Source organism: Blautia sp. 1001283B150304_161114_C9 (assembly GCF_015668165.1).
Classification (GTDB): Bacteria; Bacillota; Clostridia; order Lachnospirales; family Lachnospiraceae; genus Blautia_A; species Blautia_A wexlerae.
Genome location: NZ_JADPGO010000015.1, coordinates 74,729 through 89,427, shown reverse-complemented (window position 1 = coordinate 89,427; position 14,699 = coordinate 74,729). Strand labels below are relative to the sequence as shown.

Below are 14,699 nucleotides of genomic sequence, written 5' to 3'. Positions count from 1 at the left end.
AAAGTCAAGGCTTTTGTAATCTTTTTGTTAGACCCTTAAGACTAACTAAGGGTATAGATTATCTAAATACCATTGGTTCACTGGCAATATCCCGCGAGGTGTTTTTTGTGAGCGAAGGTCACAGAAAACCCGAGACATACTGCGCGAATTTATGCGATTAGCATAAATTCTGTGCATTGCGAAGCGTGTTGCTGTGAACAGTAACATATTTTCTTATAGACATGATATAGTATGAGTGCTATAATAAAAAAAGATTTTTTTATGGCATATTTATTAGCAAGCCGGTTGAAAAGCCGGGACGCAAAGCCAGAAGGAGCTAAAGTCAGATTGAAATCTGGCCATGCCAGCCGGTTGCATCATGCCTCAGTAATAATAAAAGGTAAATGTTAAATGGGTATTATGGAAAAAGTTCCTGTAAAAATTTTTTACAAGGAACTTTTTTTGTCTTCAAGCGGATCTTCGAAACCTCCGCAGGGGACTTACCTGATTCGGTTAAATTTTGATGGAAAATAGAGAAGAACAGCAGGAATGGAGAAAAGATGAAAGGAAAAAGAGTGATTGCAGGCATTCTGCTTGTGGGAATTATAGCGGCATCCCTGGCAGGGTGCAAAAACACAAATATCACTAAAAAAGAAAGGGAAAAGCCCGTTATCACCCTGGGCAGTGACAGTTATCCGCCATACAATTATCTGAATGAAGATGGAATCCCCACAGGAATTGATGTGGAACTGGCTACAGAAGCTTTCAGAAGAATGGGGTATCAGGTGGATGTTGTCCAGATCAACTGGGAGAAGAAAAAAGAACTGGTAGAAAGCGGAGAGATCGACTGTATTATGGGCTGTTTTTCCATGGAAGGCCGCCTTGACGATTACCGCTGGGCAGGACCGTACATAGCAAGTCGCCAGGTAGTTGCTGTAAATGAGAGCAGTGATATCTATAAACTAAGTGACCTGGAGGGAAAGAACCTTGCCGTCCAATCCACAACCAAACCGGAAGGTATCTTTCTGAACCGGACAGATGAGAGAATCCCCAAACTGGGAAATCTGATCAGTCTTGGGCACAGGGAACTGATCTATACTTTTCTGGGAAAAGGATATGTGGACGCAGTTGCTGCACATGAGGAATCCATTGTCCAGTACATGAAAGATTATGACGCAAGCTTCCGTATCCTGGAAGAGCCACTGATGGTCGTCGGGATAGGTGTTGCTTTTGCAAAAGAGGATGACAGGGGAATCTGTGAGCAGATGGATCAGACGCTGGAAGAAATGCGTCAGGATGGCACCTCCCTGAAAATTATTAAAAAATATCTGGATGATCCCCAGAAGTATCTGGAGGTGGATGATCTTGGATATTAAGAGAAAGAAAAAAGAAAAACGAATCCAGCTGTTCGGTGGTCTGATTGGAATCTGTGTGGCTGTAGTTTCTCTGTTTTATTTCTTTCATACGGAGAAAGCGGAAGCAGAGAAAAGAATGGTAGAGATTGTAAATTATGTCAAAGTGCAGTGTTCCACCTATACCCATTATAATGAATCTTCGGAATCCAAAAGTCTCCTCCGTGCGATTGAAAGTGCCAGACAGATGAGTACGAATATCGATATGGAAATAGAAAACGGCGGTCATCTGAGCCAGGAGTTCCTGAAAGAAAATCTTCAGACTCTCTGGGTGGATGGTATCCTTGTGCTGGATGCAGTTGGAAAGACGGACTGCGAATACAGCATGGATGAGTCTCTGACCGGTGAGATTACGGCATATCTGCAAAAGGACATTATCATGGATTTTGCCGGATATGAAGAAAGATCTTATTCGGAACGGTTTACCAGGGAAGACGGATCCTATATTGATATTGCAGCCTGTGCCAGAAAAGATGCACCGGGTATTGTGGCAATCTACTATTACACACCTCCTGAATTTGCCAGAAACTATACACTGACGATACAAGGGCTTTTAAATGGTTATAGTATCCAGAAAGATGGAACGGTTATTGTTGCAGACGATGGGATTGTTGTTGCCAGCAATGATGAGAGTCTGCTGGGGCAGAATACAGCCGACAACGAAGTTGTTCAGGCAATGAAAAAGCATACAGACAGTCAGCATATCTATCATTTGAGGAAGGAAGGAACCGGATGTTATGGAATCATGCTTAAGCAGCGTGATTATTATATCTACGCATATCTTCCGGATACAGAAGTATTCCGTAACCTGCCGCTAAGTATAACAGCTGTCGTTTTTCTTTATTTACTCATATTCGGTATATTCTGCTTCTGGGGATACAGAGCGGATCTGGCACACCGGAAACAGGAACAGGAAAAAGATGAAAAATATAAAGCAGAACTTCTGAGAGCAGCAAAAAAAGCAGAAGCAGCCAATGAGGCAAAAACCGAGTTTCTACAGCGAATGAGCCATGATATCCGGACACCGATCAATGGAATCTGCGGTATGATCGATGTGGCAGACCATTATGCAGAGGATATGAAGAAACAGACGGAATGCAGGGCAAAGATCAAAGAGGCATCCCATCTGTTGCTGGAACTGATAAACGAGGTTCTGGACATGAGCAAACTGGAATCAGATGAAGTGATTCTGGAAGAAATCCCATTTAATCTGAACAGTATTTCTGAGGAAATACTGGGTGTGATCGAACAGATGGCTGCGGAGCAGAATATCCGGATCCTTTGGGAAGAGAAAGAAGTTACACACTGGAATCTTATTGGAAGTCCGGTGCATGTGAAACGGATCCTGATGAATATTCTGTCCAATGCGGTGAAATATAACAAAGAAAACGGATATGTCTATATCAGCTGTCGGGAAATCCCATCGAAACAGACAGCAATGACCACATTGGAATTTGTCTGCAGAGATACCGGGATCGGAATGACAGAGGCATTCCAGAAACGCATTTTTGAACCATTTGCACAGGAACATGCAGGAAGCCGCACAAAATTCGCCGGAACAGGACTTGGAATGCCAATCACAAAAAAACTGGTGGAAAAAATGAGCGGAACCATTTCCTTTGAAAGTAAAGAAGGCACAGGGACTACATTTGTAATCCGGATTCCATTCCAGATTGATGCAGATATGAAGGACAGGACTGAAACGGAAGAAAAAACAGAAACTTCTATCCAGGGGCTCCATGTTCTTCTGACAGAGGATAATGAGCTGAATATGGAGATTGCAGAATTTGTGCTTCAGAATGAAGGCGCTGTGGTGACAAAAGCATGGAATGGACAGAAGGCTGTTGACATATTCAGAAAAAACAGACCTGGAGAATTTGATGTTATTCTTATGGATATTATGATGCCTGTCATGAATGGATATGAAGCAGCAAAGATGATCCGCTCTCTGGACAGAGAGGATGCAAAAGTGATACCGATCGTTGCCATGACAGCAAACGCGTTTACTGAGGACAAAATGAGAGCAAAGGAAGCAGGAATGGATGAACATATTGCCAAGCCTGTTGATGGGAAATTATTAGTAAAAGTGATCAATGAGTTAGTAAAACGCAATCAGAGGGAGAAGTTATAATGAAAAAGAAAAAATGGAACAAGTTAGTTTCTGTACTTTTGGTGATGGTGACGGTTATGTCACTTCTGTCTGGCTGTGGCGGGAAAAGTGCGGAAAAAGAAGACGCAGAAACCATCACAGTGTATTTATGGACCACAAGTCTGTATGAAAAATATGCATCATACATCCAGGAACAGCTCCCGGATATCAACATTGAATTTGTAGTAGGCAATAATAATCTGGATTTCTATCGTTTTCTGGATGAAAACGGCGGATTACCGGATATTATAACCTGCTGCAGGTTTTCCCTCCATGATGCAAGTCCCCTGAAGGACAGTCTGATGGATCTTTCCACAACCAATGCTGCAGGTGCTGTCTATGATACATACCTTAACAGTTTCAGAAATCAGGATGGCAGCGTAAACTGGCTTCCTGTGTGTGCAGATGCCCATGGCTTTGTAGTGAACAAAGATCTTTTTGAAAAGTATGATATTCCTCTTCCAACGGATTATGAAAGCTTCGTTTCTGCCTGCCAGGCATTTGATGAGGTGGGTATCCGTGGGTTTACTGCAGACTATTACTATGATTATACCTGTATGGAAACACTGCAGGGTCTGTCTGCATCAGAGCTGTCTTCTGTGGATGGACGTAAGTGGCGTACCATCTACAGTGACCCGGACAATACAAAGAGAGAAGGTCTGGACAGTACCGTCTGGCCGGAGGCTTTTGAACGTATGGAGCAGTTTATTCAGGATACAGGGCTGAGCCAGGATGATCTGGATATGAATTATGATGATGTGGTTGAGATGTACAAAAGTGGTAAGCTTGCCATGTATTTCGGCAGTTCTGCCGGTGTAAAAATGTTCCAGGATCAGGGCATTAACACAACATTCCTGCCATTCTTTCAGCAGAACGGCGAAAAGTGGCTGATGACTACACCATATTTCCAGATAGCTTTAAACCGTGACCTGACAAAGGATGAAACACGTCGGCAGAAAGCAATGAAGGTACTGAACACAATGCTTTCAGAGGATGCGCAGAACCGGATCATTTATGATGGGCAGGATCTGTTAAGCTATAGCCAGGATGTGGATTTCCGGCTTACGGAATATCTGAAGGATGTGAAACCTGTGATCGAAGAAAACCATATGTATATCCGTATTGCGTCAAATGACTTTTTTTCCATTTCCAGGGATGTGGTGTCTAAGATGATCTCAGGAGAATATAATGCAGAGCAGGCTTATCAGTCATTTAATTCCCAGCTTCTTGAAGAAAAATCCACTTCTGAGGATATTGTGTTGGATTCAAAGAAAACTTATTCCAATCGTTTCCATACCAGCGGAGGCAATGAAGCCTATTCTGTTATGGCAAACACTTTGCGCGGTATTTATGGGACGGATGTGCTGATTGCAACAGGAAACAGCTTTACAGGAAATGTACTGAAGGCCGGTTATACAGAAAAAATGGCAGGCAACATGATTATGCCAAACGAGCTTTCCGCTTACAGCAGTGAGATGAGCGGGGCAGAACTGAAGGAAACGGTCAGAAACTTCGTAGAAGGCTACCAGGGAGGATTTATCCCCTTTAACCGCGGCTCTCTGCCTGTGTTCAGTGGTATTTCTGTAGAAGTCAAGGAAACGGATAATGGTTATACATTGAGTAAAGTTACAAAGGATGGAAAACAGATTCAGGACAAGGATGCTTTTACTGTGACCTGCCTTGCAGCACCACAATATATGGATGTTTATGCGGCAGAGGAAAATATTGTATTTGATGGAGGGGATACCCCTGTGGAAGATACCTGGACAACATATGTATCAGATGGTAATGCCATTCTTGCAGAGCCTGAAGACTACATTACTCTGAGGTGAGAAGAATGGATGTTAAAAATCATAATACAAACAGAAAGAAGCGGGTTGTGAGAAAACGATTAAAGACAGCAGTCTTTATTGCCGTATTCGTTGGAATCCTTTTGACTGTTTTCCGATATTTGGGGTTTGTATCGAAGACTGTTTATGAGGAAAGTGTTTCTCACCTGACAGAAATTTTTCATCAGTCTGATAATATGCTGAGTGAGCTGACAAATAAGAATCTGACTTATCTCCATATATGGGGGGAATATCTGCAGAACACTTCCGATGAAAGTGAAATTCGTGAGTATATAGAGAAAGCACAGGAAGATGCAGGCTTTTTAGATTTTTATTTCCTGTCAGCGGACGGGAACTATAAGATGGCAACAGGTGAAACCGGCTATCTGGGATTACAGGAAAATATTGAAGATGAGATCCGGCAGGGAAATGATGTGATAACCAATGCAACAGTTCCCGGAAAATCCCAGCTCCTTGTTTTTGCCACTCCCAGGCCTCATGGAAGTTATCAGGGCTTTGAATATGATGCAATTGCCATTGCCTATGAAAACTCCGATATCGTAAATGTGCTGAATATTTCTGCTTTCAATGGAAATGCCCAGAGTTATGTGGTTCATCCGGATGGCCGTGTTGTTGTGGATCATTCTTCTGAGGCATGGGGAGAGGTGTATAATTTCTTTGGGATTCTGAGAGAACATTCCAATATGTCTGAAAAAGAGATTCTTAAACTCTCAGAAGAGTTTAAGGAAGGACATACAGATGCAATGCTGATAAATCTGGATGGAGAGGATTACTATCTGGTCTATGAGAAATCCAAACCTCAGGACTGGATCTTTCTGGGACTTGTCCAGGCTGATATCGTCAATGCAAGTATGAATGTTCTGCAGCGTAGCACTGTGCTGCTTGTAAGTGCAGTAGCGGTGTGTATTGCCGGCCTTTTTATTGGAATTATTCTCCGGAAAAACAGGGTAAATCTGAAGAGAAAGGATACGGAGATCCTGTACAGGGACGAACTGTTTCAAAAGCTTTCAATGAATGTAGATGACGTTTTCCTGATGCTGGATGCAAAAACATATCAGGCAGATTACGTCAGTCCCAATGTGGAAAAACTGCTGGGAATTACAGTAGAACAGATTCGTAAAGATATTTGTGTCCTTGGAAAACTGCATCCCGGGGACGTTGAAGATCCGGAGAAGAATTATCTGGAAGAAATCCAGGTTCATGAACAGCAGGAATGGGATTTTGAATATGTTCATCAGAAAACCGGAGAACAACGCTGGTTTCATAACGTTGCAATGGGCAGCGAGGTAAACGGGAAAAAGAAATATATCCTGGTTCTGTCAGATCGTACCTCTGACAGAAAAATGAATCAGGCCCTTTCTGAGGCGGTTCGCGCTGCGGAGACTGCAAACAAGGCAAAGAGCACCTTCCTTTCCAATATGTCTCACGATATCCGGACACCAATGAATGCGATTATTGGTTTTACCACACTGGCTGTAAGCAACATTGATGATAAAGAAAGGGTTCGGGATTATCTGGGTAAGATTCTTTCCTCCAGTAATCATCTGCTCTCACTGATCAATGATATCCTGGATATGAGCCGTATTGAGAGCGGGAAAATCCATCTGGAAGAGACGGAAGTCAGTCTGTCAGAGGTTCTTCATGATCTGAAAACCATTATCAGCGGACAGATCCATGCGAAACAGTTAGAGCTTTACATGGATGTCATGGATGTTACCAATGAGGATGTTTATTGTGACAAGACCAGGCTGAATCAGGTACTGCTGAATCTTTTGTCCAATGCGATCAAGTTTACTCCTGCAGGCGGAACCGTTTCTGTCCGGCTGAGAGAGTATCCGGGTACACAGAGAGGCTGTGAACTGTACGAAATCCGGGTAAAGGATAACGGAATCGGCATGAGTCAGAAATTTGTACAGAAGATCTTTTCTCCTTTTGAGAGAGAGCGGACTTCCACTGTAAGCAGGACTCAGGGTACAGGACTGGGTATGGCTATCACCAAGAATATCGTGGATATGATGGGCGGAACCATTGAGGTTCAGACAGAACAGGGCAAAGGTACTGAATTTATTATCCGTTTGCCATTACGGATCCAGCCTGAGAACCACCGTATAGAGAAAATCGCAGAGCTGGAAGGTCTGAAAGCATTGGTAGTAGACGATGATTTCAATACCTGTGACAGTGTGACTAAGATGCTTGTGAAGGTTGGAATGCGTTCAGAATGGACACTTTCCGGTAAGGAGGCTGTTCTCCGCGCACGGCAGTCTGTGGAAATGGGAGATGCATTCCACGCTTATATTATTGACTGGCGTCTGCCTGATATGAACGGCATTGAAGTTACCCGTCAGATCCGTAGTCTTGGTGACGATACGCCGATCATTATCCTGACTGCTTATGACTGGTCAGATATTGAAGTGGAAGCCAGGGCAGCAGGGGTGACTGCATTCTGTGCCAAACCTATGTTTATGTCAGATATCAGAGAGACTCTGATGGCTGCTATCGGCCAGAAGCAGGCCGGGGCAGATGATAATATTCTTCCAGCAGCAGATTCAGATTTCAGAGGCAGGCGCATACTGCTTGTGGAAGATAATGAACTGAACAGTGAAATTGCAGTAGCGCTCCTTAGTGAATATGGTTTTCGGGTTGATACAGCGGAAGATGGAGCAGAGGCTGTGGAGAAGGTTAAGAATTCAAGACCAGGTGATTATGATCTGGTGCTTATGGATGTGCAGATGCCTGTAATGAACGGATATGAGGCTACTGAGCAGATCCGTTCACTGGATGATCCGGCACTGGCGGGAATTACGATCCTTGCCATGACTGCCAATGCTTTTGACGAAGACAGAAAGAAAGCACTGGCATGTGGTATGGATGGATTTCTATCCAAACCAATTGTTATAGAGGAACTGATCAGTACATTACAAAACAGTCTAGAGCGTGTCTGAAAAAGGCTTTCTGCAAGATGTGCGTCACAATTTGTGTGATATTTTGCCCGGATGAGGGCGCCGTAGCGGGCTACGGCAACTGAATTTGGGTGAAATATCCCGCAAAGTGGGGCGTGCAGATTGCGGGAATGATTTTTCAGACACACTCTAGGGTAAGTTTAACTGAATCAGGTAAGTTTTCTGTTTGAACTGTGATAATGGGATATGAAAAGTGGTTTGATGAAAGCAAGGAGGAGCAACGAATGATTTGTGGAATGACGTATTTTCAGATATGTCTGTATTTTCTTATTTATTCTTTTGGCGGCTGGGTTGTTGAAGTTATTTTTCATGCAGTAGCGTTGGGAAAAGTTATAAACAGAGGTTTCCTGAATGGACCGGTCTGCCCGGTATATGGATTTGGGGTGCTTTCTGTTTTTGCTTTGCTCAATACAATTCAGGGCAGCGGGCGTCAGATGAGTGATGGAATGATTTTTGTGTTTGGAATTGTTCTGGCAACTGCGGTGGAGCTGGTTGCAGGCTGGCTGCTGGATGTGTGTTTCCACGCAAGATGGTGGGATTATTCAGATAAACCCTTTAATTTTCATGGCTACATTTGCCTGGAGTTTTCTCTGATCTGGGGACTGGCTATCGTTATGGTAGTAAAAGTTTTCCAGAAGTATGTAGAGGCACATGCGTTACATGCACCTGCAACCTGGGAATGGATTGTGATAGCAGTTTTGTATGCTGTGTATCTGACAGATTTTATTGTGACAGTAGCAGTGATCCAGGGACTGAATAAAAAGCTTACCAGACTGGATAAGGTTCGCTCAGATCTGAGAATTGTAAGTGATAAACTGAGTGATACACTGGCTACGACTACGATTGGCACAGCACAGAAAGTGGGAGAAGGAAAGGTTCAGGCAACTCTTGCAGCAGCAGAACTGCGTGATGCAACTGCCGCACAGCGAGAAAAATCTATCGAAATGCTTCGTATAAAAAGAGCGGAGCTTCAGGCTCAGTTTGAGGAACTGTCCAGTTCTATTACCAATCATACCGTTGTCGGTCAGGGGCGTATCATCAAGGCATTTCCGAAGATGCAGCACAGAGACTATTCCGAACTGATTCAGGAGCTGAAAAAGAGATTAAAATAGATTAAAATGCAGAGGGAGGCTTCAGGTGAACAGACAGGCAGTACAAACCTTAAAGACTTATTTTGGATATGATACATTCAGAGAAGGGCAGGAGAGTGTTGTGGAGTCCATTCTGGAACACCGGGATGTGCTTGCAATCATGCCGACAGGAGCCGGAAAATCCATCTGTTATCAGGTACCGGCACTGATGCTGTCAGGAATTACGATTGTAATTTCTCCTCTGATCTCACTGATGCAGGATCAGGTAAAGGCTTTGAATGAAGCGGGAATACATGCCGCATTTATCAATTCTTCACTGTCGGAAAGTCAGATTAGCAAGGCGTTGTACCTGGCAGCAGGAGGAAGATACAAAATTATTTATGTTGCACCGGAACGTCTGGAAAATTATGAGTTTCTGGAATTTGCCAGACAGGTGGAGATTTCCATGGTGACAGTGGATGAGGCACATTGTATTTCACAGTGGGGCCAGGATTTCAGACCAAGCTATGTCAAAATCGTAGACTTTGTAAAAAATCTTCCCGGTCGTCCGATCGTCAGTGCTTTTACCGCAACTGCAACAGAGGAAGTAAAGAACGACATTCTCTGTACTTTAAATCTGGAAGATCCGAAAGTAGTGATCACCGGGTTTGACAGAAAGAATTTATATTACAGCGTGGAAAATATCCGGCGAAAAGACGATTTTGTGATGGATTACATAGACAGACATCCAACAGAGAGCGGGATTATTTATTGCTCTACAAGAAAAAATGTGGACAATCTTTTTGAACTGCTTTTCCAAAAAGGAGTTGCTGTTACCAGATATCATGCAGGACTGAATAATGAAACCAGAAAAAAGAATCAGGATGATTTCATTTACGACAGAACCCCCGTTATTATTGCAACAAATGCATTTGGAATGGGGATTGATAAATCCAATGTGAGATATGTGATCCATTACAATATGCCACAGAGTATGGAGAATTATTATCAGGAGGCAGGACGTGCAGGGCGTGACGGAGAGAATTCCCAGTGCGTTCTATTGTTTTCTGCACAGGATGTTATAATCGACCGAATGCTTCTGGATAACAAAGATTTTTCCGATGTGGATGAAGAGGATGAATTTCTCATTCGTCAGCGGGATATACGAAGGCTTCAGATCATGGAAGGATATTGTAAAACAACAGGATGTCTGCGAAATTATATTCTGGAGTATTTCGGTGAAAAGACCTTCGGTCCCTGTGATAATTGTGGAAATTGTCACAGAGAATACCATGAGACAGATATGACCAGAGAGGCGAAGTGGGTAGTGAACTGTGTGGCTGAGACGAGAGGAAGGTATGGACTGACAATTGTGCTTGGTACTCTGCTGGGGGCTAAGAGAGCCCGGTTGAGGGAGCTTGGAACAGATAAGTATAAATCTTATGGAGCATTGAATGATCACAGTGAGGCAGAACTCAGGGCACTGATCAGCCAGATGACTGAGATGGGATATCTCTATCAGACACAGGAACGTTACAGTGTGCTGAAACTGGGCGATATTTCTCCGCTAAGAGATGAAAATACTCACGTGATCATGCGTACTTACGAGGAAAAAGAACCGGATAAAAAGAAAAAGCCCCAGAAATCTGTCAGAAAACGCAGTACAGATGCGCTTACGGCAGCAGGTTACGATTTATTCGAAGCCCTGCGGAAACTTCGTCTGGAAATTGCAAAAGAGGAAGCCATGCCTCCATATATCGTGTTCAGTGATAAGACGCTGATAGATATGTGCATCAAATGTCCATCAAATGAAGAAGAAATGCTGGAGGTTTCCGGTGTGGGCGAGAATAAGCTAAAGAAATACGGTCAGAGATTTCTGGAAGAGATACAGAAGTTCTGCCTGGAACGTCCGAATGCGGTTTTGAGTATGTCGGAAGATGAAAATGGTAATCCCTGAGAACAAAGGTTGGAAAACAGATGAATATAGAAAAATATACGGAAGAATTAATCACATTGAGACATTACTTTCATCAACATCCGGAGCTGGCACTTCAGGAAGTGGAGACGTCTGCATATATCCGGAAATATCTGGAGAAACTGGGATATGAGATTGTGCCGATAGAACCTACAGGATTGATCGCGGAACTTCCATCTCTGAGAAACAGGGAGAAACTGGTTGTACTCAGGGCGGAGATGGATGCATTGCCCATACAGGAGCAGACAAATCTACCATACGCATCAGTAAATCAGGGATGTATGCATGCCTGCGGTCACGATATGATCCTGGCAGCAGCACTGATCCTTGCAAAAATTGTGGCAGAAGAGCAAAGAATGCAGGAAAGTTTTCCGGTCAGACTCCGGTTCCTTTTTGAACCTGCAGAGGAGATTGGTGAAGGTGCAAAAAGAATGCTTCAGGCCGGAGCATTAGAGAATCCGAAAGCAGATGCATTTCTGATGTTTCATTACGCAGCGGACATGACATTTGGAATGGCAGTGCATCAGGGACAGGCATCTTCCATGATCAACAGTATGCAGATTCATGTTCATGGAAAATCCAGTCACTGGTGTGAAGCGGATAAGGGGATTGATGCAATTTATGCAGCTGCTCAAGTGATAAGTGCCATTCATGATCTGAATGAAAGTTTTGGAAAACAGCATCCGGATGCAGGAAAATATATTGTGGGTACGGGTACGATCCATGGCGGTGAATATACGAATATTATTGCAGACCATGTGGTATTAAACGGAAATATACGCGCAGTTCATGAAGAAACTTACATGGCACTTGAGCACGAGCTGGAGAGAAATCTGCAGAAAATTGAAAAGCAGACTGGCACACAGATCCGTATGGAATTTCCAAAAGATCCGGTATATGCGTTTGCCAATGATGAGGAACTTACAGAGACAGCAAAGGTAGTGGGTGCAGAAGTATTCGGAGATAAATTTGTTCTGGAAGGAGAAGATGAGTTGTTTCTTTCCGGTGACAACGCATACAGATATTTCAGAGAAACCAGAGGACTTTTCACAGTATTTCTTGCGGGAATACCAGGAGAGAATCATCCTCTGCATCATCCGAAATTTCAATTGGATGAGAGAATACTGCCGTACAGCGTGGAGACATTGTATAAGATTATAACTACATTATGAAAAAAATTACCAAAAGGACTTGAAAATTGGATTAAAATAGTATAATATAAAAACATAAACAAATTAAGAATGCATAGCAACTATAACTTATTAACGTTGAGTGACAGCAGATTGCTGAATAGTAACGGACAGACGATATACTATAAAGAAAGAATTGAGGGCAGAAATATGAAGATTACAGATACCATTAAATATGTCGGAGTTAATGACCATCAGGTAGATTTGTTTGAGGGACAGTATGCAGTGCCAAACGGAATGGCATATAATTCCTATGTGATTCTGGATGACAAGGTTGCAGTTATGGATACTGTAGATGCCAATTTCAAACATGAATGGCTGGATAATCTTGAACAGGCACTGGGCGGACGTAAGCCGGACTATCTGATCGTTCAGCATATGGAGCCTGACCATGCAGCAAATGTAGCGAACTTTCTGGAAGTATATCCCGGCACTACAGTAGTAGCCAATGCGAAGACATTTGTAATGATCAAGAATTTCTTCGGACTGGATCTGGAAGGGCAGAAACTGGAAGTAGAGAATGGTTCTACACTGAGTCTGGGAAATCACAATCTTACTTTTGTATTTGCGCCAATGGTACATTGGCCGGAGGTTATGGTGACTTATGACAGCACAGATAAAGTTCTTTTTTCAGCAGATGGATTTGGTAAGTTCGGTGCTCTGGATGTGGAAGAAAACTGGGATGATGAAGCAAGAAGATACTTTATCGGTATTGTTGGTAAATATGGCGCACAGGTACAGAGACTTCTGAAAGTAGCAGCTACTCTGGATATTCAGATCATCTGTCCGTTACATGGTCCGGTACTTACAGAAAATCTGGGACATTATATCAGCCTCTATGATACCTGGTCCTCTTACACACCGGAGGAAGAAGGAATCGTAGTTGCATATACTTCTGTATACGGACATACCAAAGAAGCAGTCAATCAGTTTGTGGAGAAATTAAAGAGCAAGGGATGTCCGAAAGTAGTTGTTTATGATCTGGCAAGAGATGATATGTCTCAGGCACTCAGCGATGCATTCCGCTACAGTAAGCTGGTACTGGCAACAACTACTTATAATGCAGGAATCTATCCGTTTATGAATGACTTTATTACCCGTCTGGCAGAGCATAATTTCCAGAACCGTACAGTAGGTCTTATTGAAAACGGTTCCTGGGCACCTCTGGCAGCAAAAGTAATGAAAAATATGCTTTCTGAATGTAAGAAGATCAACTGGCTGGACACCACAGTGAAGATCATGTCCGCAGTAAATCAGGAAAACAGAGATCAGATGGAAGCGATGGCTTCCGAGCTTTGTAAGGAATATATTGCAAAGAATGATGAACTGGCAAATAAAAATGACATGACAGCATTATTCCGCATTGGTTATGGTCTCTATGTAGTGACATCAAATGACGGTAAAAAGGATAACGGACTGATCGTTAATACAGTTACACAGCTGACAGACTCTCCGTTCCGCGTTGCAGTTAATATCAATAAGACAAATTATTCTCACCATGTTATCAAGCAGACAGGGGTGATGAATGTAAACTGTCTCTCTGTAGAAGCTCCGTTCTCTGTATTTGAACAGTTTGGTTTCCAGAGTGGAAGAAGCGTGGATAAATTTGCGGGACAGAAGGTGAATCGTTCTGATAACGGACTGATATTCCTGGACAAATATATCAACGCATTTATGTCCCTGAAAGTAGAGCAGTATGTAGATCTGGGAACTCACGGAATGTTCATCTGCAGTGTGACAGAAGCTCGCGTGGTAAGTGACCAGGAGACAATGAGCTACACCTATTATCAGAAAAATGTAAAACCGAAACCTGAAACAGAAGGTAAGAAAGGATTTGTATGTAAAGTCTGCGGATATATCTACGAAGGCGATGAACTTCCGGAAGATTATATCTGCCCACTGTGTAAACATGGAGCTGTAGACTTCGAGCCGATTGGATGAAAGATTTCTCTTGTTAAACTGCTAAAGAGTGACATTCTGTCATGTGAATATTTGTCGAGATTTCAGAGTGATCTGATTGATAAAATAAAAAATAGAGATTGTCAGTGGTTAAATCGCTGACAATCTCTATTTTTGCTCCAGTATTAATAGAAACATTATGGAATGTAAAGAAA

General features: G+C 42.9%; 8 protein-coding genes, 1 pseudogene and 1 riboswitch. All 9 genes and pseudogenes read left to right on the top strand.

Going from position 1 to position 14,699, the window contains the following annotated elements:
* Positions 1-265 precede the first annotated feature (265 nt).
* A riboswitch (cyclic di-GMP riboswitch) is annotated at positions 266-359 on the top strand.
* A 180-nt stretch (positions 360-539) separates the two neighbouring features.
* The 9 genes and pseudogenes from I4V44_RS09600 (at position 540) to I4V44_RS09565 (ending at position 14,526) form a co-directional block, all read left to right on the top strand.
* Positions 540-1,355 carry a substrate-binding periplasmic protein gene (locus tag I4V44_RS09600; protein ID WP_196002663.1) on the top strand — a complete coding sequence of 272 codons (816 nt, stop codon included), beginning with the start codon at positions 540-542 and terminating at the stop codon, positions 1,353-1,355.
* Positions 1,339-3,522: an ATP-binding response regulator gene (locus tag I4V44_RS09595; RefSeq protein WP_196002662.1), complete on the top strand. Its 2,184-nt coding sequence runs from the start codon at positions 1,339-1,341 to the stop codon at positions 3,520-3,522. Before I4V44_RS09600 ends, I4V44_RS09595 begins: the two co-directional genes overlap by 17 nt.
* Positions 3,522-5,372 (top strand): ABC transporter substrate-binding protein, encoded by a 1,851-nt coding sequence (locus I4V44_RS09590; RefSeq protein ID WP_196002661.1) that lies wholly within the window; start codon positions 3,522-3,524, stop codon positions 5,370-5,372. Before I4V44_RS09595 ends, I4V44_RS09590 begins: the two co-directional genes overlap by 1 nt.
* Positions 5,373-5,377: 5 nt before the next feature.
* Entirely contained in the window at positions 5,378-8,332 is a 2,955-nt protein-coding gene (locus tag I4V44_RS09585; protein WP_196002660.1) for a hybrid sensor histidine kinase/response regulator, read from the top strand.
* A pseudogene (locus I4V44_RS18245) lies at positions 8,248-8,520 on the top strand (DUF6783 domain-containing protein). The gene I4V44_RS09585 and the pseudogene I4V44_RS18245 overlap by 85 nt, the downstream one beginning before the upstream one ends.
* 54 nt (positions 8,521-8,574) lie before the next feature.
* Positions 8,575-9,462 carry a putative ABC transporter permease gene (locus tag I4V44_RS09580; RefSeq protein WP_178687651.1) on the top strand — a complete coding sequence of 296 codons (888 nt, stop codon included), beginning with the start codon at positions 8,575-8,577 and terminating at the stop codon, positions 9,460-9,462.
* A 25-nt stretch (positions 9,463-9,487) separates the two neighbouring features.
* Complete coding sequence (gene recQ, locus I4V44_RS09575; protein WP_196002659.1) at positions 9,488-11,377, top strand: DNA helicase RecQ; 1,890 nt, start codon at positions 9,488-9,490, stop codon at positions 11,375-11,377.
* Positions 11,378-11,397: 20 nt separating this feature from the next.
* Positions 11,398-12,567, top strand: a complete 1,170-nt coding sequence (locus I4V44_RS09570; RefSeq protein WP_196002658.1) for a M20 metallopeptidase family protein — start codon at positions 11,398-11,400, stop codon at positions 12,565-12,567.
* A gap of 168 nt (positions 12,568-12,735) precedes the next feature.
* Positions 12,736-14,526 (top strand): flavin reductase, encoded by a 1,791-nt coding sequence (locus I4V44_RS09565; protein ID WP_026650331.1) that lies wholly within the window; start codon positions 12,736-12,738, stop codon positions 14,524-14,526.
* Positions 14,527-14,699: the final 173 nt, after the last annotated feature.